The organism is Mycobacterium malmoense (assembly GCF_019645855.1).
GTDB lineage: Bacteria > Actinomycetota > Actinomycetes > Mycobacteriales > Mycobacteriaceae > Mycobacterium > Mycobacterium malmoense.
Genome location: NZ_CP080999.1, coordinates 2386194 through 2406633 on the forward strand (window position 1 = coordinate 2386194; position 20440 = coordinate 2406633).

At 67.4% G+C, this 20440-nt stretch carries 17 protein-coding genes, 1 tRNA gene and 1 pseudogene; 4 read left to right on the top strand and 15 right to left on the bottom strand.

What is annotated here, in order from left to right; translation table 11 throughout:
- Positions 1-69: 69 nt before the first annotated feature.
- The 7 genes from cydC to K3U93_RS11180 form a co-directional block, all read right to left on the bottom strand.
- Entirely contained in the window at positions 70-1791 is a 1722-nt protein-coding gene (gene cydC / locus K3U93_RS11150) for a thiol reductant ABC exporter subunit CydC (RefSeq protein ID WP_083011217.1), read from the bottom strand.
- Positions 1778-3391, bottom strand: coding sequence for a thiol reductant ABC exporter subunit CydD (gene cydD / locus K3U93_RS11155; RefSeq protein WP_083011216.1), 1614 nt, complete (start codon positions 3389-3391; stop codon positions 1778-1780). Before cydD ends, cydC begins: the two co-directional genes overlap by 14 nt.
- A gap of 74 nt (positions 3392-3465) precedes the next feature.
- On the bottom strand, positions 3466-4506 hold the full coding sequence (gene cydB / locus K3U93_RS11160; protein WP_071509482.1) for a cytochrome d ubiquinol oxidase subunit II: 1041 nt from the start codon (positions 4504-4506) through the stop codon (positions 3466-3468).
- 35 nt (positions 4507-4541) lie between these two features.
- On the bottom strand, positions 4542-6014 hold the full coding sequence (locus K3U93_RS11165) for a cytochrome ubiquinol oxidase subunit I (RefSeq protein ID WP_083011215.1): 1473 nt from the start codon (positions 6012-6014) through the stop codon (positions 4542-4544).
- A gap of 89 nt (positions 6015-6103) precedes the next feature.
- A complete protein-coding gene (locus tag K3U93_RS11170) occupies positions 6104-6700 on the bottom strand; it encodes an HdeD family acid-resistance protein (protein WP_139797070.1) in 597 nt (198 codons plus the stop codon).
- Between the two features lie 35 nt (positions 6701-6735).
- Entirely contained in the window at positions 6736-8151 is a 1416-nt protein-coding gene (locus tag K3U93_RS11175; protein WP_139797069.1) for an adenylate/guanylate cyclase domain-containing protein, read from the bottom strand.
- Positions 8124-8200: transfer RNA gene (locus tag K3U93_RS11180), tRNA-Leu, on the bottom strand. The genes K3U93_RS11175 and K3U93_RS11180 overlap by 28 nt, the downstream gene beginning before the upstream one ends.
- A 125-nt stretch (positions 8201-8325) precedes the next feature.
- Here K3U93_RS11180 and K3U93_RS11185 point away from each other — a divergent pair.
- Positions 8326-8937 (top strand): ANTAR domain-containing response regulator, encoded by a 612-nt coding sequence (locus K3U93_RS11185; RefSeq protein ID WP_139797068.1) that lies wholly within the window; start codon positions 8326-8328, stop codon positions 8935-8937.
- A gap of 84 nt (positions 8938-9021) precedes the next feature.
- Here K3U93_RS11185 and K3U93_RS11190 read toward each other — a convergent pair whose 3' ends face one another.
- Both K3U93_RS11190 and K3U93_RS11195 read right to left on the bottom strand, forming a co-directional pair.
- Positions 9022-10185 carry a lipid-transfer protein gene (locus tag K3U93_RS11190; RefSeq protein ID WP_071509534.1) on the bottom strand — a complete coding sequence of 388 codons (1164 nt, stop codon included), beginning with the start codon at positions 10183-10185 and terminating at the stop codon, positions 9022-9024.
- 35 nt (positions 10186-10220) lie between these two features.
- On the bottom strand, positions 10221-10676 hold the full coding sequence (locus K3U93_RS11195) for a Zn-ribbon domain-containing OB-fold protein (protein WP_071509477.1): 456 nt from the start codon (positions 10674-10676) through the stop codon (positions 10221-10223).
- A gap of 147 nt (positions 10677-10823) precedes the next feature.
- On the opposite strand from K3U93_RS11195, the gene polA reads away from it, so the two are divergent.
- The 3 genes from polA to coaE all read left to right on the top strand — a co-directional run bounded on the left by polA (position 10824) and on the right by coaE (position 16417).
- Positions 10824-13505, top strand: a complete 2682-nt coding sequence (gene polA / locus K3U93_RS11200; RefSeq protein ID WP_083011213.1) for a DNA polymerase I — start codon at positions 10824-10826, stop codon at positions 13503-13505.
- A gap of 197 nt (positions 13506-13702) precedes the next feature.
- Positions 13703-15148 (top strand): 30S ribosomal protein S1, encoded by a 1446-nt coding sequence (gene rpsA / locus K3U93_RS11205; RefSeq protein ID WP_083011212.1) that lies wholly within the window; start codon positions 13703-13705, stop codon positions 15146-15148.
- A gap of 24 nt (positions 15149-15172) precedes the next feature.
- The gene (gene coaE, locus K3U93_RS11210) at positions 15173-16417 is read left to right on the top strand and encodes a dephospho-CoA kinase (RefSeq protein WP_083011211.1); all 1245 of its coding nucleotides are present in this window, start codon (positions 15173-15175) and stop codon (positions 16415-16417) included.
- On the opposite strand, the gene K3U93_RS11215 is transcribed toward coaE, so the two are convergent.
- The 6 genes and pseudogenes from K3U93_RS11215 to K3U93_RS11240 form a co-directional block, all read right to left on the bottom strand.
- The gene (locus tag K3U93_RS11215; RefSeq protein WP_083011210.1) at positions 16414-16830 is read right to left on the bottom strand and encodes a hypothetical protein; all 417 of its coding nucleotides are present in this window, start codon (positions 16828-16830) and stop codon (positions 16414-16416) included. The two genes, coaE and K3U93_RS11215, sit on opposite strands and share 4 nt — an antisense overlap.
- 42 nt (positions 16831-16872) lie before the next feature.
- Positions 16873-17340: pseudogene (locus K3U93_RS11220) on the bottom strand (Fpg/Nei family DNA glycosylase); the annotation flags it as partial.
- A gap of 33 nt (positions 17341-17373) precedes the next feature.
- Positions 17374-18294 (bottom strand): non-homologous end-joining DNA ligase, encoded by a 921-nt coding sequence (gene ligD / locus K3U93_RS11225; RefSeq protein WP_083011208.1) that lies wholly within the window; start codon positions 18292-18294, stop codon positions 17374-17376.
- A complete protein-coding gene (ligD, locus tag K3U93_RS11230; RefSeq protein WP_083011207.1) occupies positions 18294-19292 on the bottom strand; it encodes a non-homologous end-joining DNA ligase in 999 nt (332 codons plus the stop codon). Before ligD (K3U93_RS11230) ends, ligD (K3U93_RS11225) begins: the two co-directional genes overlap by 1 nt.
- On the bottom strand, positions 19289-19873 hold the full coding sequence (locus tag K3U93_RS11235; RefSeq protein ID WP_083011206.1) for a DNA polymerase ligase N-terminal domain-containing protein: 585 nt from the start codon (positions 19871-19873) through the stop codon (positions 19289-19291). The genes ligD (K3U93_RS11230) and K3U93_RS11235 overlap by 4 nt, the downstream gene beginning before the upstream one ends.
- Before the next feature lie 75 nt (positions 19874-19948).
- Complete coding sequence (locus K3U93_RS11240) at positions 19949-20395, bottom strand: ribonuclease FAU-1 family protein (RefSeq protein ID WP_176220013.1); 447 nt, start codon at positions 20393-20395, stop codon at positions 19949-19951.
- Positions 20396-20440 lie beyond the last annotated feature (45 nt).

A 20440-nucleotide genomic window follows, 5' to 3' on the forward strand; every position in this document is an offset into this window, starting at 1 on the left:
GTGTCCGCTCCCCGGCCCGACCGTGCGAACAGCTGAACCTACAGTCGCGGTGTGCAGTTGGACTATGCCCTACCCGATGCGTAGTTCGCGACAGTCGATCCCCTTGGGCAGGTGGTGAGTAGCCACCACCACCGTCCGTTGAGGGGACATCAACCGAGAATCCGGGGCCAACAGATCGCGAAGGACCTGTTCGGAGTCGGCGGCATCGAGGTGTTCGGCGGGCTCGTCGAGCAGTACGATCGTTGCGGGCGAGATCACCGCGCGCGCCAGCAGCAACCTCCTGCGCTGGCCCGCCGAAAGTGCTTGCGCGCCACCCACTAACACCGTTGACAGCCCTTCGGGCAAGCTGGCGAGCCACCCGCCGAGCCCGACCGCGCCCAGCGCCGCCGTCAGTTCGCCGTCTCGGCAGTCTCCGCGGGCCACCAGCAAGTTGTCACGGACGGTGGTGGCGAAGACGTGTGCATCTTCGGCGAAAAAGCTGACAGCGCGGTGCAATTCATCCTCATCGAACTGGCTCAGGTCGATCCCATCCAGCATCACCTTGCCGTCCAGTGGTGGCACCAGCCCGGCGAGTGTCATCAGCAGCGTCGTCTTACCGGAACCGCTGGCGCCGGTAACGGCGAGCCGGGCACCCAGCGGCAGATCCAGCCTCACCCGGGTTGATCGCGCCGCGTCCGCGTGACCGGAACGGATGTCGGCAGACAGTCCCCCGCAAGCGGGTGGTGCTCCCAGGCCTGCGCCGACGGGCGGTGTCAGCGCCGACTTCCCGGGCTCTTTCGGATGCTCGGTCGCAGTCAGCTCGAGCAAGCGGCGCGCGGCGATCCGCGACCGGGTCAACTGGACGGCCGCGGCCGGCAGCGGCGTCATCGCCTCGAACGCGGACAGCGGCAACAACATCAGGACGGCCAGGGTGGTGGGCGCGACCGTGGGCGCCAACCCGATACCGGCCACCACCGCGCCGAGCACGCTGGCCCCAATCGCCGCGGTCGGCATCGCCTCGGCAACGGCGGCTGGCCTGGCGGCGGCGTCAAGGGCATCGCCCCAAGCACGTTGGCGGCGTTGCGATTCGGTGATCACGTCAGGCAGTGCGCCGGCGACACGAAGCTCCGGTGCGTGTTCGAGAGCGATCATCGCCGACGTGTTGCGGTCGGAATGATGTTGCCGGGCAATCTCTTCCTGCGTTGCGGCGGCGCTGCCGGCAAGCCTCGGCGCAACAAAGCCGGCGATCAGCAGACAGATCGCCAGTACCGTGGCGGCCGGCAGCGAAATGGCCGCCACGACCGCGGTTGCCGCCAGCGCCAGCACCGCCGCGACGCCAATCGGCACCACCGCGCGCACCAACACGTTGGCCAGTTCGTCGACGTCGGCGCCCACCCGAGCCACCAGCTCACCGCTGTGCAACCGGACGGCGGCCGCCGCCGGTCCGTGGGCCAGCCGGTGATAGATCTGCGCTCGGGCCGTGCCGGCCGCGCGCAGCGCGGTGTCGTGGGTGGCCAGCCGCTCGCAGTAGTGCAACACGCCCCGCGAGATCGCGAACGTGCGCACCGCGACGACCGCGACGGACAGGTCCAGCACGGGCGGCATCTGCCAGGCCCGCGTGATCAGCCACGCCGAAAACCCGGCCAGGGCCAGCGCGCTGCCCAGCGACAGCACCCCCAACGCGATGGCGGCCAGGAGGCGGGGCAGCCGCGGACGCAGCAGGCTTGCGGTCGGCGTGGTTTTTTGGCGGCGACCCGCCGCGCCCGGCGTTGCCGCGCTTGCGGTCGCCGCGGCGGGATCAGACCGGCGCATAACGCACCCCACCGTCCGCGGTCACCTCGACGACCTGGTCAGCGATTGTGATGACGGGCTCGCGATGGCCGACGACGACCACGGTCGCGCCGGCGCGTGCCCGCTCGACGAGGGCCCGTAACACCCGCCGCTCGGCCTGGGTGTCCAGGTGTGCGGTGGGCTCATCGAGCAGCAGCACCGCGGCCGACGATCCAAGCGCTCGTGCCAGGCCCAGCCGTTGCCGCTGTCCCAGCGACAGCCCGACGCCTCCGCGCCCGAGCATGGTGTCCATCCCGTCGGGCAGCTCGGCCAGAACGGTATCGAAACCCGATGCTGCACAAGCCTTTCCAAGATCATGCAACTTACCCAATAGGATCAGGTTGTCGTGCACCGTGCCCGGGACCAGCACGGGGCGTTGCGGTAGCCAGGACAGCTGCCGCCACCAAGCGGCCGGGTCCAGGTCGGCGACGTCGATTCCGGCCACGGTGACCCGGCCCGACGATGGCACGGTGACTCCGGCGATCGCCTGCAGCGTGGTGCTCTTGCCGGCGCCATTGTGTCCGGTCAGCACCGTCACCCGACCGGGTTCGATCACCGCGGTGAGGTCGCGCGGCGCGTGGCCGTCCCTGCCTGCCACGCAGAGCTTTTCGAGGCGGATCCGTGCGCCGCGCGCGGCGACCGTCCGGTTCCGGGCCTTTGCGGCGACCGGCTCACCGATGAGCGCGAACGCCCTATCGGCGGCGGTCCTGCCGTCTTGCGCGGCATGGAATTCCACGCCGATCCGGCGCAGCGGCCAGTAGACGTCCGGTGCCAGCAGCAGCACCGTCAGACCGGTGGCCAGGGTCATCTCACCGAACACCAGCCGAAGACCGATACCGACCGCGATCAGCGCCACGCCCAGTGTGGCCAGCAATTCAAGCACCAGCGCCGACAGGAACGCGATCCGCAGCGTCGCCATGGCCGAGCGACGATGGGCGGCAGCGAGTTCGGCGATACGGTGTTCCGGGCCCCGGCCCCGTCCCAGCGCCCGCAGCGTGGGGATACCGGCGATCAGATCCAGCAACCGCGCCTGCAGGGTAGTCATGGCGGCCAGCGCCGCCGCCGATCGGTCGGCCGTTGCCAGCCCGATCAGCACCATGAAAACCGGTATCAGGGGCAGGGTGATCGCCACGATCACCGTCGATTTCAGGTCGTAGACCGCGATCACGGCAACGGTCGCCGGGGTCAGGATCGCGGCCAGCAGCAGTGTCGGTAGATACCCGGTGAAGTAGGGACGCAGCCCGTCCAGGCCGCGGGTGACCACCACCGCGGCGGCATCGCGCTGGGCGGCGAGCTCCCCGGGCTGCCGGGCGGTCACCGCCGCCAGCACCTGACCGGACAGGTCGGCGATCACCGCGCTGGCCCCCCGTTGACCCAGGCGCGCCTGAAGCCAGTGCGTCACCGTACGGACAACCCACAGCGCCAACAGGATTGACAGGGGCCCGAGCCAGGCCCGCCGGCCGTGTGCCGAGGGATCGCCGACGACGCGTGCCACGATGCCGGCCAGCACGATTGCCGAGGCGATCGCGCAGCCGGAGATGACCATTCCGCAGCCCACCGTGGCGATCAGATAACGCCGCAATGCGGCCGATGTCCGCCACAGTCGCGGGTCCAGAGGGCGCCCGGATTTCGAGGCGGGCAGCGACTCCTGTGCGCTCAGGACGCGCGCCTCGCCAGGCCGATGGGAGGTGGTATGCGTTCCGCCGAGATCCGTTGCCGGAACACCCAATACGTCCACGCCTGGTAGACCACCGTCAGCGGGGCCATGATCGCCGTCACCCAGGTCATGACCTTGAGGGTGTAGGGGGTCGACGAGGCATTGTAGATCGTCACGCTCCATTGCTTGTTCAGCGTCGAGGGGACCAGGTTCGGATACAGGGCGCCAAACAGCAGGATCACCACGGCCGCAACGACCGTCGCGGTGCATGCGAACGCCCAGCCGTCGGACGCGCGCCGCCACACCAACAGCACCGCGGCCAGCTGCGCGACCACCGCGACGCCGAGCGCCGCCCAGGTCCAGCCCTTGCCGTACGCCAATTGCGTCCAAAGCCCAAAGCCCGCAACCACACCGGTCACCGGAAGCGACAACCAGACCGCGAATCGGTGCGCGTCGTCGCGGATCGCGCCCGAGGTCTTCAAAGCGACGAACACCGCGCCGTAGAACAAAAACAGCCCGGCGGTGGCCAACCCGCCCAGCAGCGTGTAGGCGTTGAGCACGTCGGTGATCGACAAGTGCACGTGGCCATCGGCGTCCACCGGAAGCCCGCGGACCAGGATCGCGAACGCTACACCCCACAGGATCGCGGGCAGCCAGGACCCGGCGGCGATGCCGAAATCGGCCCAGCCGCGCCATTTCGTGTCATCGACCTTGCCGCGCCATTCGATCGCCACGGCACGCAGGATCATGCCGAACAGGATCGCCAGCAGCGGCAGATACAGCGTGGAAAACACGGTGGCGTACCAGCCGGGAAAGGCGGCGAACATCGCTGCGCCGCCGACGATCAGCCACACCTCGTTGCCGTCCCAGATCGGTCCGATGGTGTTGAGCGCCGTGCGGCGCAGGGGTTCCGGTTCACCCATGCCCACGCGGGCGAACGGCTCCATCAGCATGCCCACGCCGAAGTCGAAGCCCTCCAGGATGAAGAAACCGAGGAATAGCATCCCGATGATGCCGAACCACAACTCTTGCAGTCCCACCGGTCAACTCCTTTCCGGGTCAGCAGGCCTTGGCGTCAGTACGCGAACGACAGCGGTGCCGCCTCGTCGTCGCCGGGTGCCCGGGGGGCAACCGGTTCCGCGTCGTGTTCCTGCGGCCCTTCGACGATGTAGCGCCTTTGCAACCAGAACCAGACGACCGCGAGCACCGCGTAGACGAGGGTGAACGTCACCAGCGAGGTGACGACCATGCCGGGCGCGTGGTTGGAGACGGCTTCGTGGACGGTGAACCGAACCTGCTGGTCGCCGGTCGGATTCGGCGCGACGATCCATGGCTGGCGGCCCATCTCGGTGAACACCCAGCCGGAGATGTTGGCCAGAAACGGCGTGGGAATGGTCACCAGCGCCAGCCAGGAGAACCATCGCCGATCGGGAATCCGGCCGCCGCGGGTGAACCACAACGCCGCCAGCGCGAACAACACCGGAATAGCGAGCAGCCCGATCATCGCGCGGAACGACCAGTAGGTCACGAACAGGTTGGGCCGGTAGTCGTTTGGTCCGAATCGGTGTTCGTAGTCCTGCTGGATGTTGCGCACACCCTGCAACGTGACGTCGCTGGTGCGGCCCTGGGCGAGGAACGGCAGCACGTAGGGCACCTCGATGACGCCCTTGACACCGTCGCAGTTGTTGTGCCGGCCGACCGTCAGGACGGAAAAGTCCGGATCCGTTTGGGTGTCACACAGCGTTTCGGCCGACGCCATCTTCATCGGTTGCTGAACGAACATCAGCTTGCCCTGGCGGTCACCGGTGAAGAACAAACCGACCGCGGCGATCAGCACCACCCAACATCCCAGGATCGTCGCCGGGCGAAATATGGCGCGGGTGTCCGATTCCACGGCGGGGGTGGCGGTTGCCGCATTGCGCGAACGCACCAGCCACCACGCGCTGACGGCGGCGACGAATGTTCCGGCCGTCAGCAACGACCCGATCACCGTATGCGAAAACGCCGCTAGCGCAGTGTTATTGGACAGCAACGCGCCGATGCTGTCTAACTCGGCACGGTGCGTCGCCGGATTGTAGTGCGCGCCGACCGGGTGCTGCATGAACGAGTTCGCCACGATGATGAAGAACGCGGACACGTTGACACCGATCGCGACAATCCAGATGCACGCCAGGTGGACCAGCTTGGGCAGCCGGCCCCAGCCGAAGATCCACAGGCCGATGAAGGTGGATTCGAAGAAGAACGCGAACAGGCCTTCCATGGCCAGCGGCGCGCCGAAGATGTCACCGACGAACCGGGAATACTCGCTCCAGTTCATGCCGAACTGGAATTCCTGGACGATCCCGGTGGCCACGCCGATGGCGAAGTTGATCAGGAACAGCTTGCCGAAGAATTTGGTGAGCCGGTACCACGCGGCATTACCGGTAGCCACCCATACCGTTTGCATCACGGCGAGCAGGGGGGCCAGGCCGATCGTGAGCGGCACGAAGATGAAGTGGTAGACGGTAGTGATACCGAACTGCCACCGCGAAATATCGACGACATTCATCTGTCATCTCCCGAAACTACGGAGGCCGAAAAAACGGCTACGACGCATTGTAGTAGAACTGTTTCCGTCGGCGCTATAGGCAAAGCGGCTCAACCGTCGAGCGTTTTCGACGACTTGCGGATGCCAAACGACGACACGATTTCGAACACCCCGATGACGATGAACCAGACGCCGACCACGATCGCCAGTGTGACGATCGACGCGAACGGCGATGCTAAGACGACGATGCCGGCGAGCAGGCTGATCACGCCGACGAAAATCGACCATCCCCGTCCGGGCAGTGCGGGGTCGCTGATGGCGGAAATCGTCGTGGCGACGCCGCGGAAGATGAACCCGATGCCAATCCAGATGGCCAGCAACAGGACTGCGTATCCCTGACCGAAATGACGAAACGCCAAGACGGCCAGGATAAGTGATGCGGCCCCGCTGATGAACAGCAGGACGCGGCTTCCCGCCGAAACATGCAGGCTGAATGCGAAGACCACCTGCGCGGCACCGATGACCAGGAGGTAAACGCCGAACGCGACGGCGGCAGCCAGGATGGATATTCCCGGCCACGCCAGTATCAGGATGCCGAGGATCAGCGACAGGATTCCCGATACCAGCGTGGATTTCCACAAGTGCGGCAACAAGCTTGGAACAGGGGTGGTCCCAGGAGTGGTTTGCATGGCCGCAGTCTGACACACAACGCGGTCTCGGCATAGAGCATTTCGGCTCAGGCTCAGACGTGGGCCGTACGCGGTTCCTCGGCAAGCACGTCGGTGGATTCTTCGGTTGCCTTGCGGCCGATCAGATACCAGGTGCGCATGGGGCCCTTGCCCTTGACATCGATGTGGCCGCGCTCCTGCAGCACGAATTCGTCCTTGAGGCGCCCGTACATCGCCTCGGGCACTTGGATACGTCCCACCGAGTCGGTGGCTTCCATCCGGGACGCGACATTGACCGCGTCCCCCCACACGTCGTAGAAGAACCGGCGAGAACCCACGACGCCCGCGACCACCGGCCCGCAGGACATGCCCACGCGCAGCGGAACCGGCTGGCCGTGCGGATCCTTAAGTCCCGCCGCAACATTGGCCATGTCGAGCGCAAAATCCGCGAGAGCCTGGGCATGGTCGGTCCGCGCCCGCGGAACCCCGCTGACCACCATGTAGGAGTCGCCGCTGACTTTGATCTTCTCCAGTCCGTGCTTGTCCGCGAGTGCGTCGAAAGCGCCGTACAAGCGGTCGAGGAAGCGCACCAGGTCGGTCGGCGCCGTGCTGCTGGCACGTTCGGTGAACCCGACGATGTCGGCGAACAAAACCGAGGCGACGTCGTACTTGTCTGCGATCACGCTGCGGTCGGGCTCCTTGAGCCGCTCGGCGATGCTGGCCGGCAGCATGTTGGCCAGCAGGGTCTCGGAGCGCTCGTACTGGGCTTCCATGACGGCTTCGGCGCGCGCGGTGTCACGCAGGGCGAACCACACCGTCACGACCACCATCACGACGCTGGAAATGGCCGTGACGACGAAGCCCACCGACTGGACCCACGGGGCCTGGAGCCCGGTGTCACGGGGGACCAGAAACTCGACAGCGATGATCAGGCCGGCGGCGACGGCCGCCAGCGCGGACGCCAAAACGATGTGTTCGATCCCCAGTAACAGCACGACTATGCAGGCGCCCACCAGAAAGAAGAACTGAGCCCCCGCGCCGGTGCCCACGTCCAGGCAGCTGGCGAAGATCGAGACGTACGCCGCGCCGAGAAAGGTAAGCGGCGCAACCAATTCCCCGAATCGCTGCAGCCACGGAACCGTCGCAAAAACCATCGCGCCGATGACGTTAATCGAGCTGACCTGCCACAGCCACGATCCGCTCACGATCTGCACGAGCACAAAGCTCGCGCTCACCACCACGGCCAACCACGCGGTCATCGTGAGGATCCGCGCCCGGCGCGCGGCGCTGTCGGCGTAGTGCTGATTGCGGTCGCGGGTCTGGGCCCGCACCGCCGCCACACAATCCGGGCGTCCCGGCGAGCCATCCGACCGCTTCGGTGGGGCACCGCACTTCTTCGCCGCCACATTCAAAGCGTAACCGCAGGGCTGGATGTTTACCCAGTACGGCGGTGAATCCGGGATGGTGCCCTCGGTGGGATTCGAACCCACACTGGACGGGTTTTGAGTCCGTTTCCTCTGCCAGTTGGGATACGAGGGCTCTTACGGCGAGGGGTCCGACCCCCCACCTTAAAGCAGCCTCCCACCATAGAGGATCGGTGTGGTGATCGGTTCGCACCGCCCCCGACGTCGCTGGTCGCGGCGGCGCACGAGACAATGTCGGTCATGACAGGCCCCACGACCAACGCCGACGCCGCTGTGCCGCGCCGGGTCCTGATCGCCGAAGACGAAGCGCTCATCCGACTGGACCTGGCCGAGATGCTGCGAGAGGAGGGTTACGAGATCGTCGGCGAGGCCGGCGACGGCCAGGAGGCCGTCGAACTCGCCGAACGCCATAAGCCCGACCTGGTGATCATGGACGTGAAGATGCCGCGCCGCGACGGGATCGACGCGGCGTCGGAGATTGCCAGCAAACGCATCGCGCCGATCGTCGTGCTGACCGCGTTCAGCCAGCGCGACCTGGTCGAACGCGCCCGCGACGCCGGGGCGATGGCCTACCTGGTCAAGCCCTTCACCATCAGCGACCTGATCCCGGCCATCGAGTTGGCCGTCAGCCGGTTCGGCGAGATCTCCGCGCTGGAACGCGAGGTGGCGACGCTGTCCGACCGGCTGGAGACCCGCAAGCTCGTCGAACGCGCCAAAGGCCTGTTGCAGACCAAGCAGGGCATGACCGAGCCCGAGGCGTTCAAGTGGATCCAGCGCGCCGCCATGGACCGGCGGACCACCATGAAACGGGTGGCCGAAGTGGTCCTGGAAACCCTCGGTCGCGACGACTAGCCTGCCGTGGTCCGCGAGCGTGCGTGTCTGTACGCCGGCACGCCGCTACGGACGTACAACTGCGCACGCTCGCGCGAAACCCGATTAGCGGGCCACGATCACCGAGGAACCATGCCCGAACAGGCCCTGGTTGGCCGTGACGCCGACCGTGGCGTCCTCCACCTGCCGGCCGGTGGCCTGACCGCGCAGTTGCCAGGTCAGCTCGCAGACCTGGGCGATGGCCTGGGCGGGAATCGCCTCGCCGAAACAAGCCAGCCCGCCCGACGGGTTGACCGGGACCTTGCCGCCGATGGTGGTGGCTCCGCTGCGCAGCAGCGCCTCGGCCTCACCCTTGGGGCACAAACCCAAGTGCTCGTACCAGTCGAGTTCCAGCGCGGTGGACAGGTCGTAGACCTCGGCCAGGCTCACGTCTGAGGGCCCGATGCCGGCCTCCGCGTAGGCCGCGTCCAGGATCTGGTCCTTGAATACCCGATCCGGTGCCGGGACCGCCGCGGTGGAGTCCGTCGCGATGTCGGGCAGTTCGGGCAGGTGTTGGGGGTAGCGCGGGGTCACGGTGCTGACCGCGCGCACCGAGGGCACCCCGTCGAGCGAGCCGAGGTGCTTACGGGCGAAGTCGGCGCTGGCGACGATCAGCGCCGCCGCGCCGTCGGAGGTGGCGCAGATGTCCAGCAGCCGCAACGGGTCGGCCACCATCGGGCTGGCCAGCACGTCCTCGACGGAGGTCTCCTTGCGGAACCGGGCGTTCGGATTGTGCAGGCCATGGCGGGAGTTCTTGACCTTCACCTGCGCGAAATCCTCGAGCGTGGCGCCGTAGAGGTCCATGCGGCGCCGGGCGAGCAGCGCGAAGTACACCGGGTTGGTGGCCCCGATGAGGTGGAAGCGCTGCCAGTCGGGGTCGTTGCGGCGCTCGCCCCCGACGGGCGCGAAAAAGCCCTTCGGCGTGGTGTCGGCGCCGATCACCAGCGCCACGTCGCAGAAACCGGCCAGGATCTGAGCCCGGGCGCTCTGCAGCGCCTGCGAACCGCTGGCGCACGCGGCGTAGCTCGAGCTGACCGGCACGCCGTTCCAGCCGAGCTTCTGCGCGAACGTCGCCCCCGCGACGAATCCCGGATAGCCGTTACGGATGGTGTCCGCGCCGGCCACCAGCTGGATCTGACGCCAGTCCAGGCCGGCTTCCCGCAGGGCGGACCGGGCCGCGGCCACGCCGTACTCGGTGAAGTCGTTGCCCCATTTGCCCCAGGGGTGCATTCCGGCGCCCAGGATGTAGAGCGGTTCGGGCGCACTCACGACGCGATCCTCCACGCGTGCACGACACGCTCGACGCCGTCGTCGTCGGTGAACAGCGGCATGGTGGTCAGTTCCATCTCCATGCCCACCTTCAAGTCGGCGGCCAGCGTGCCTTCCACCACCTTGCCCAAGACGATCAGCCCCTCCTTGGCCAGCTCGACCGCGGCGACCGCGAACGGCTCAAAGGGGTCCGGGGCGGGATAGGGCGGCGGCGGCGCGTAGCGGTTTTCGGTGTAGCTCCACAGCGTCCCCCGCGTCGACAACGCCACCGACTCCAGCGTGTCGCTGGCGCAGGCCGGATTGGGGCAGTTGTTCTCCCGGGGCGGAAAGACGTAGGTGCCGCACTCGGGGCATTTGCTGCCGATCAGATACGGACCGCCCGCCCCCTCGGCCGTGGCGTCGGCGGCGAACCATCCATCGATCGCCGGTTCTTGGCGGATGACCTCTGGCACCGGGCCAGCCTACCCAGCGAAAGTCCAAAACTGAAACGTGTTGCAGTTCTGGCCCGGGTGGTCGTCACACCGAGTGCATAGAGTGAAGCCGTGACTGCCACACCATCGGCTATCGAGGCCAACGGAGCTCCAGCCAAGCCGACACTGATGTTGCTGGATGGCAATGCGCTGGCGTTTCGGGCGTTCTACGCGCTGCCCGCCGAGAAATTCAAGACCCGCGCCGGCCTGACCACCAACGCGGTGTACGGCTTCACCGCCATGCTGATCAACCTGCTTCGCGACGAGTCCCCGACGCACATCGCCGCGGCGTTCGACGTGTCGCGGCAGACGTTCCGCGCCGAGCGTTACCCGGAGTACAAGGCCAACCGGTCGTCGACGCCCCCCGAGTTCCTCGGTCAAATCGACATCACCAAGAAAGTGCTGGGCGCGCTGGGCATCACGGTGCTTTCGGAGCCCGGATTCGAAGCCGACGACCTGATCGCTACGCTGGCCACCCAGGCCGAAAACGAGGGCTACCGCGTGCTGGTGGTCTCCAGCGACCGTGACTCCCTGCAGCTCATCACCGACGACGTGACGGTGCTGTACCCACGCAAAGGGGTGAGCGAGCTCACCCGCTTCACCCCCGATGCCGTCGTCGAAAAGTATGGGCTGACCCCCCAGCAATACCCCGACTTCGCCGCGCTGCGGGGCGATCCCAGCGACAACCTGCCCGGCATTCCCGGCGTGGGGGAGAAAACCGCCTCGAAGTTGATCTCCGAGTACGGCTCGCTGCAAGGGCTGGTCGACAACGTCGACTCAATCCGAGGCAAGGTGGGTGACGCGGTGCGGGCCAACCTGGCCAGCGTGGTGCGCAACCGCGAACTCACCGACCTGGTTCGCGACGTCCCGCTGGCGCAAACCCCGGACACGCTGCGGCTGCAGCCGTGGAACCGCGAACAGATTCACCGGCTTTTCGACGACCTCGAGTTCCGGGTGTTGCGGGAGCGGTTGTTCGACACGCTGGCCGCCGCTGGTGGGCGTGTACCCGAGGTCGATGAGGGCTTTGACGTGCGCGGCGGCGCGCTGGAGCCCGGCACGGTTGGGAAGTGGCTGGCCGAGCACGCCGGCGACGGGCGTCGGGTAGGCCTGGCCGTCGCGGGCACCCACCTGCCGTACGGTGGGGACGCCACCGGGCTGGCCCTCGCCGCCGACGGCGAGGGCGGCTACATCGACACCGTGACGTTGACCCCCGACGACGATGCCGCACTGGCGGCCTGGCTGGCCGATCCCGCGAAACCCAAGGCGCTGCACGAGGCCAAGTTGGCCATCCACGACCTGGCGGGCCGCGGGTGGACGCTGAACGGCATCACCTCCGACACCGCGCTGGCGGCCTACCTGGTGCGGCCGGGGCAGCGGAGCTTCACCCTCGACGATCTCTCACTGCGCTACCTGCATCGCGAGCTGCGTGCGGAAAAGGCTGAGCAACAGCAGCTTTCGTTGCTCGATAGCACCGACGGAGTGGACGAGCAAGCCGTCCAGACCCTGATACTGCGGGCCCAGGCCGTCGTGGACCTGGCCGATGCGCTGGACGTCGAGCTGGAGCGCATCGACTCCACCGCGCTGTTGGCCGAAATGGAGCTGCCGGTGCAGCACGTGCTGGCGGACATGGAAAGCGCCGGCATCGCCGTCGACATGCAGCAGCTGAGCGAGTTGCAAAGCCAATTCAGCGACCAGATCCGCGACGCCGCCGAGGCCGCCTACGCCGTGATCGGCAAGCGAATCAACCTGGGCTCACCCAAGCAGCTGCAGGTGGTGCTCTTCGACGAACTCGGAATGCCGAAGACCAAGCGGACCAAGACCGGCTACACCACCGACGCCGACGCCCTGCAATCGCTGTTCGACAAGACCGGACACCCGTTTCTGCAGCACCTGCTGGCCCACCGCGACGTCACCCGGTCGAAGGTCACCGTCGACGGGTTACTGAATTCGGTGGCCGCCGACGGCCGGATCCATACCACCTACAACCAGACGATCGCGGCGACCGGCAGGCTGTCGTCCGCCGAACCCAACCTGCAGAACATCCCGATCCGCACCGACGCGGGGCGGCAGATCCGGGACGCGTTCGTGGTCGGCAACGGCCCCGATTTTGCCTACGACGAGCTGATGACCGCCGACTACAGCCAGATCGAGATGCGGATCATGGCGCACCTGTCCCGCGACGAAGGCCTGATCGAAGCTTTCAACACGGGGGAGGACCTGCACTCGTTTGTTGCCTCGCGGGCATTCGGCGTGCCGATCGAGGAGGTCACCCCCGAGTTGCGCCGCCGGGTCAAGGCCATGTCGTACGGGCTGGCCTACGGGCTGAGCGTGTACGGGCTGGCCGCCCAGCTGAAGATCTCCACCGAGGAGGCCAGGGTCCAGATGGACCAGTACTTCGCCCGATTCGGCGGGGTGCGCGACTACCTGCATGCCGTCGTGGAGCAGGCCCGCAAGGACGGCTACACCTCCACGGTGTTGGGCCGCCGCCGCTATCTGGCCGAGCTGGACAGCAGCAATCGTCAGCTACGGGAGGCCGCCGAGCGGGCCGCGCTCAACGCACCCATCCAGGGCAGCGCGGCCGACATCATCAAGGTGGCCATGATCGAGGTCGACAAGGCAATCAAGGGGGCCGGCCTGGCCTCCCGCATGCTGCTGCAGGTGCACGACGAGCTGCTTTTCGAAATCGCGCCCGGTGAGCGGGAACAGGTCGAAGCGCTGGTGCGCGAGAAGATGGGCGGCGCCTACCCGCTCGACGTCCCGCTCGAGGTGTCGGTGGGCTACGGCCGCACCTGGGACACCGCCGCGCATTGAGGGCGCATTGGGGCCGTTGAGCGGGATTGTCGGCCCGCGAATGTAACGCGACAGTGAAAAATCGTCGGCGAACTCGCAGTGGCGTGACATTCGCGGCGGCCGGCCGAGTTTGTCCAGCGTGTGCCCCGTCGAGTAGCCTCGATGGGTAAATCCCGATTTGTCCCTACGACCCAACCTGTCCGGAGCAACCCAACAACATGCCGAGTCCCGCCGTCACCTCGCCGCAAGTAGCCATCAACGACATAGGCTCCAGCGAGGACTTTCTCGCAGCAATAGACAAGACGATCAAGTACTTCAACGATGGCGACATCGTCGAAGGCACCATCGTAAAAGTGGACCGGGACGAGGTGCTCCTCGACATCGGCTACAAGACCGAAGGGGTCATCCCCGCCCGCGAGCTCTCCATCAAGCACGATGTCGACCCCAACGAGGTCGTTTCCGTGGGCGATGAGGTCGAGGCCCTGGTTCTCACCAAGGAGGACAAAGAGGGCCGGCTGATCCTGTCCAAGAAGCGCGCGCAGTACGAGCGCGCCTGGGGCACCATCGAGGCGCTCAAGGAGAAGGACGAGGCCGTCAAGGGCACCGTCATCGAGGTCGTCAAGGGCGGCCTGATCCTCGACATCGGGCTGCGCGGCTTCCTGCCCGCCTCGCTGGTCGAGATGCGGCGCGTGCGCGATCTGCAGCCCTACATCGGCAAGGAGATCGAAGCCAAGATCATCGAGCTGGACAAGAACCGCAACAACGTGGTGCTGTCGCGGCGGGCGTGGCTGGAGCAGACGCAATCGGAAGTTCGTAGCGAATTCTTGAACCAGCTGCAGAAGGGCACCATCCGCAAGGGCGTGGTCTCGTCGATCGTCAACTTCGGCGCGTTCGTCGATCTCGGCGGTGTCGACGGCCTGGTGCACGTCTCCGAGCTGAGTTGGAAGCACATCGACCACCCGTCCGAGGTGGTCCAGGTCGGCGACGAGGTCACCGTCGAGGTGCTCGACGTCGACATGGACCGCGAGCGGGTTTCGTTGTCGCTCAAGGCAACCCAGGAAGACCCGTGGCGGCACTTCGCCCGCACCCACGCCATCGGCCAGATCGTGCCGGGCAAGGTCACCAAGCTGGTGCCGTTCGGCGCGTTCGTGCGCGTCGAGGAGGGCATCGAGGGCCTGGTGCACATCTCCGAGCTGGCCGAGCGCCACGTCGAGGTGCCCGACCAGGTGGTTGCGGTCGGCGACGACGCGATGGTCAAGGTCATCGACATCGACCTCGAGCGGCGCCGGATCTCGCTGAGCCTCAAGCAGGCCAATGAGGACTACACCGACGAGTTCGACCCGGCGAAGTACGGCATGGCCGACAGCTACGACGAGCAGGGCAACTACATCTTCCCCGAGGGCTTCGACCCCGAAACCAACGAGTGGTTGGAGGGATTCGACAAGCAGCGCACCGAGTGGGAGGGCCGCTACGCCGAGGCCGAGCGCCGGCACAAGATGCACACCGCCCAGATGGAGAAGTTCGCCGCGGCCGAGTCGGCCGGGCACGGCGGTGGCGACCAGGCGCCGGGCAACGGCGCGCCGTCGGAGAAGGCGGCCGGTGGATCGCTGGCCAGTGACGCCCAATTGGCGGCTCTGCGGGAAAAGCTCGCCGGCAACGCCTAACCTTCTGCTGATCGCACTCACGCAATGCTGCGCATCGGGCTGACCGGTGGCATCGGCGCCGGCAAGTCGGCCGTCTCGGCCACCTTCGCGCAATGCGGCGCGGTCGTCGTCGACGGGGATGTCATTGCGCGCGAGGTGGTCCGGCCGGGAACCGAGGGCCTGGCGACGCTGGTCGACGCGTTCGGCGGCGACATCCTGCTTCCCGACGGGTCGCTGGACCGGCCGGCCTTGGCCGCCAAGGCTTTCCGGGACGACGAGGCGCGTGGCGTGCTCAACGGGATCGTTCACCCGCTAGTCGGCAAGCGCCGCTCGGAGATCATCGCGGCCGTAGCGGCGGATTCCGTTGTCGTCGAAGATATTCCGCTGCTGGTGGAATCCGGGATGGCGCCGCTGTTCCCGCTGGTGGTGGTGGTGTACGCCGACGTCGAGGTGCGGGTGCGGCGGCTGGTCGAACAACGCGGCATGCCCGAAGAGGACGCCCGCGCCAGGATCGCCGCGCAGGCCAGCGACGAGCAGCGCCGCGCCGTCGCCGACGTGTGGCTGGACAACTCCGGCAGCCCAGACGAATTGGCGCGGCGGGCCCGCGACGTGTGGCACGACCGCATCCTGCCGTTCGCCCACAACCTAGGTGCGCGCCGGATCGCGCCGGCACCGGCGCGGCTGGTCCCGCCCGATCCGACGTGGCCGGAGCAGGCGCGGCGAATCCTGGCCCGGTTGAAGACCACGTGCGGCCACCGGGCGTTGCGCATCGACCACATCGGCTCGACAGTGTTTTCCGGGTATCCCGACTTCGCCGCCAAGGACGTCATCGACGTTCAGGTCACCGTCGAATCGCTGGCCGTCGCCGACGAACTCGCCGAGCCGTTGTTAGCCGCCGGCTACCCCCGCATCGAGCGCATCACGGAAGACATCGTCAAGGCCTCCAACGCTGGAGCCCGCAGCACCGTCGACCGCTACGACCACAGCGACGATCCCGCATTGTGGCACAAGCGAATTCACGCCTCGGCGGATCCGGGCCGCCCGGCCAACGTGCATGTCCGGGTGGACGGCTGGCCCAATCAGCAGTTCGCGCTGCTATTTGTCGATTGGCTGGCGGCCAACCCCGGCGCGCGCGCCGACTACCTGGCCGTCAAGCGCGCGGCCGAAAAGCGGGCGGGCGGCGACGCGGCGGCCTACGTCGCCGCCAAGGAGCCCTGGTTTCTCGACGCCTACCGGCTGGCATGGGAGTGGGCCGATTCGACCGGGTGGCGGCCCTCGCCGGGCGCCTAGCGGGGCAAGGGTGCGCCGCACCCCAGCGCACCGTTCGCCGGGCCGGTGTTTCCGGGCGCGGTCCTGACGAATTGGTCGACCTGGGTGAAAACGTTGTCGTCGACGTCGATCTCGCAGTGCACGTTCGCCGAGTAGGGCCAATGAAGCACAACCTGCATGCCTGCTTGCTGCGGATCGGGCAGCACCGTGTCGGCCTCGAATACGTTGCCGGGCATCGAGCCGAGGCCGGTGGTGTTCGTCTGGCCGCCGTTGATCACGAAGGTCGCCTGGCTGCCGGTGGTCACCCCGTCGATCCTGGCGCGGTAGGTGATGTTGTGGAGTTCCGCCCGGGCGGTCGCCGGACTTAGCTGGGAGCCGGACGCGATCACGGTCAAGGCGGCAATCGGCATCCACCTGCGCTTGCTGGGGCTCATAGCTGCCGAGATTACGCCCAGCGTCATCCGAAGACCAAGCTGTCAGGGCTGGCAGTGGGGACACCACCACGACATCCGGCCGCCCACCCGGCCGTTCCTCAAAGCCGTGCCACAGCGCGGGCAGTGCGGGTCCGGGGCGTCGCGCACCCCGGTGAGCCACCGCGGCAGGCCGGGGACCCGGCCGTGTCGCACCGCGGTGCGCAGCACCCGGACCATCGCGGTGTGCAGGCGCCGGACATCGTCGGCGTCCAGGTCGGGGACCGGGCGGGTCGGCGGAATCCGTGCCCGCCAGCAGATCTCGTCGGTGAGCAAGTTACCGAGACCGGCGATCACCGACTGGTCCATCAGCGTGGGTTTCAGCCGACCAGTCCTTTTTCGAGGCCGCCCCTTCAGGGCATCGCGGAACGCCGGCAGGCCGATGCCCAACGCGTCGGGACCCTGCGGGCCCGTCACGCGCTCGACGTCGTCCTCGTCGTCGGCCAGCCACACCCCGCGCAGCTTGCGGAGATCGGCTCGCGCCGAAACCCTTCCACGTCGGGCAGTTCAGGCACGAAGCTTCGCTAGGCGCCGCGTCGGACCGGTCAGTGAGCGGGCGTGCCGATACATATCGGCCCACGGATCGCGTTGCCCGGCAAGCCGTTTCAGAATGTTGCGGACGGTGAACCGGTCCGACCGCAGGCTTCGCTTGTTTAAGGAGTCCAGTTCGTCCCACTCCAGCGGGGTCGCCACCGGCGCACCGGCGCGGGCCCGGACCGAATACGGCGCCACCGCGGTCTGGGCGTAGGCGTTTCGCATCACGTCGAGATACACCCGGCGGCCTCTTTTATCCTTGCGGGCCTCCACGGTGCGGTGCGCGGGATCGTCGGCCACCACCAGTTCGGCGACGTCGCGGGCGAATTGGCGGGCGGCGTCGAAATCGGTGTCGGGGCGCAGCGGCACTACCACGTGCAGCCCGCGCGAGCCGGTGGTCTGCACGTAACGGGCCAGCCCTAGGTCGTCCAACACCCCGGCCACCGCGCGGGCGGTCGCCCGCACCGCCTCGAAGTCGGTGTCGGACGGGTCGAGGTCGAAGACCAGCCGGTCCGGGTTGTGCAGCCGGCCCCGCCGTGACTGCCACACGTGCAGCGCGACGCAGTTTTGATTGGCCAGCCATCGCAGCGCCTCCGGGCGTTCGGCCACCGGGTGCACCACGGTGCCGCCCGCCCCGCCCTCCCGGGCGACCTCGACCCGGCCGATCCAGTCCGGCAGCGAATCGGCGAAATCCTGCTGCACGAACCCTTGTTCGCCGATGCCGCGCGGGAATCGCTGCACGCTCAGCGGCCGGTCCTTGAGGTGCGGCAGCATGGTGTCGGCCACCTCGCCGTAGTAGTCGACGAGATCGCCCTTGGTGATCCCTTTTTGAGAGGAGGGGTCGGGAAACATCACCCGGTCCGGGTGGGTGACCTCGACCTCGATGCGCGCCATCAGTGCGTCTCCCGGATGACGTCACCGGGCTCCTTGTCGGTGCGCACGCCTTGGTACCGCGGGTGGCGGAGCTTGCCGTCGCGGGTCCACTCGGTGAACCCGATTTGGGCCACCAGCTCCGGGCGTACCCAGTGGGCGCTCTTCTCGTGCACCAGACCTCGGGTGAACGGTGGCGTGTCCTGCTCGAGGGGCGACAGCCGGGCGTGCAGGCTGTGCAGCGTGGCCTCGTCGAAGCCGGTGCCGACCTTGCCGGCGTAGACGAGGTCGCGGCCTTCGTAATAGCCGAGCAGTAGCGCGCCCAACTCGATGCGGCTGCCTTTGGGGCTGGTGTAGCCGCCGACCACGAATTCTTGGTCGCGGACGCATTTGAACTTCAGCCAATTCGGCGAGCGGCGGCCCTCATACGTCGAGTCGGCACGCTTGGCGATCACGCCTTCGTCGCCGCGCTCGCACGCGGCCCGGTAGGCGGCGATGCCGTCCTTGACGCGGTGGGTGGTGAAGCGCAGCGGATCGTCGAAGTCAATGGCGTTGCGCAGCAGCCTTTTACGCCACAGCAGCGGCACGTCGACGGTGGACTCGCCGTCGAGGTGCAACAGGTCGAAGACGTAGTAAAAGATGCGGACCGGTGACGCCCGGGCGACCTCGGGATCGGTGATGCCCAGACGGCCCTGCAGCCGGGCGAAGCTGGTACGGCGTCCCTCGAACGCCACCACCTCGCCGTCCACGACGAACCGGGTGGTGTGCTGGGCGGCCAGCGCGTCGACGAGCTCCGGATAGGTTCCGTTGAGCGGCTGACGATTTCGCGACAGCAGCCGCACCCGGTCGCCGTCGCGAAATGCCAGGCAGCGCATCCCGTCGAATTTGCGCTCGAAAATCCATTGCGGATCGGAAAACCGCTTGTCGGTCAGGGTGGCCAGCATGGGGGCCCGCCAGTCGGGCACCGGCTCGTCGTGCAGCGCCGCGCGGACCGAGCCGGGCAGCCCGGCGAAACCCGTCACGACGATTCGTCCGGGTCGTTCAGGTCGTCGAGCGTGCGGCCCGTCAGCACCGATTCCGGCTGGTTTCGCACCGGCTTACGCCGCGCGTCGGCGTCCTCGTCCCTGCGTTTGATCAGCAGCCACGTTTCGTCCTTGCCCTCCCTGATCCGGGTGAGCGCATAGCCGCCGCGCAGCTTTTCGCCGTGCAAGCGAAACGAAAGATGGCCGCGTTCAAGGCCTTCACCCATCTCGTGCTTGGTCGCGTTGGCGTACGTGCCGCGGTCCCAGACGATGACACCGCCGGCGCCGTATTCGCCCGCGGGGATCACGCCCTCGAACGAGGCGTATTCCAGCGGGTGGTCCTCGGTGCGGCGCGCCATTCGCCTGTCCTTGGGGTTGGTCGACGGCCCTTTGGGTATCGCCCAGGATACGAGCACGCCGTCGATCTCGAGGCGAAAGTCGTAATGGTCGCTGCGCGCCGCATGGTGCTGAATGACGAAACGCGGGCCGTCGTCGGTTCCGCGGCGCTTTCGGCCCCGCCGTCCGGCCGGCTCGGGGCTGGTGCCGGACCGGCGTTTGCGCCGGTACTCGCTCAGGGGCATACCCAAGAGTTACCCGGGCGCAGGATCCGAAAACTGTCCCGGTTCATGGCGGCCGGCGCCGACTAACTCCCGACATCAAGTCGAGGTTCGGCGCCAGGTGAGTTCCATGCCGTTGCTGGCCGTCCACCGGGAAAGGTCATAGTCATGGCGGGCCAGACCGTCGACCGCGGCCACCGCGCGCCGCACCGCCCGCTCGGCGACTTCCGGGGTCAGCAGGCCGTGGCGCACCGCGTCCAGCAGCTCGTCGACATCGGCTAGTCCCGCCCCGGCGCCGGTGCGAGCCTCGATGTCGAGGTAATGGTCCACGGAACGCCACTCCTTCGGGCCGGGCGTGTATTCGCCCACATCAAGGTAGTAATCGTGGTCGCGTTCGTGACCCGGATTGAAGTGAAAGACCGTGGCGCGCAAGCCCAACGACGGCAGCAGCCACGATTCGAGGTAGTGAAACTGGGCCCTGCCCGGCGTGGGACGGGCAATATAGAGACCCCACGGTCGCACCACGTACTCGTCGACGGCCCGCACAATGCCCTTGGGATCGGTATTGGTGCGGGCCACCAGGTCGAACGT

What these genes read in the sequence shown, in the direction of transcription:
- cydC (WP_083011217.1), bottom strand. Translation starts at nt 1,791, where the DNA reads ATGCGCCGGTCTGATCCCGCCGCGGCGACCGCAAGCGCGGCAACGCCG.
- K3U93_RS11165 (WP_083011215.1), bottom strand. Translation starts at nt 6,014, where the DNA reads ATGAATGTCGTCGATATTTCGCGGTGGCAGTTCGGTATCACTACCGTC.
- K3U93_RS11185 (WP_139797068.1), top strand. Translation starts at nt 8,326, where the DNA reads ATGACAGGCCCCACGACCAACGCCGACGCCGCTGTGCCGCGCCGGGTC.
- K3U93_RS11190 (WP_071509534.1), bottom strand. Translation starts at nt 10,185, where the DNA reads ATGCACCCCTGGGGCAAATGGGGCAACGACTTCACCGAGTACGGCGTG.
- polA (WP_083011213.1), top strand. Translation starts at nt 10,824, where the DNA reads ATGTTGCTGGATGGCAATGCGCTGGCGTTTCGGGCGTTCTACGCGCTG.
- rpsA (WP_083011212.1), top strand. Translation starts at nt 13,703, where the DNA reads ATGCCGAGTCCCGCCGTCACCTCGCCGCAAGTAGCCATCAACGACATA.
- coaE (WP_083011211.1), top strand. Translation starts at nt 15,173, where the DNA reads ATGCTGCGCATCGGGCTGACCGGTGGCATCGGCGCCGGCAAGTCGGCC.
- K3U93_RS11215 (WP_083011210.1), bottom strand. Translation starts at nt 16,830, where the DNA reads ATGAGCCCCAGCAAGCGCAGGTGGATGCCGATTGCCGCCTTGACCGTG.
- ligD (WP_083011208.1), bottom strand. Translation starts at nt 18,294, where the DNA reads ATGGCGCGCATCGAGGTCGAGGTCACCCACCCGGACCGGGTGATGTTT.
- K3U93_RS11235 (WP_083011206.1), bottom strand. Translation starts at nt 19,873, where the DNA reads ATGCCCCTGAGCGAGTACCGGCGCAAACGCCGGTCCGGCACCAGCCCC.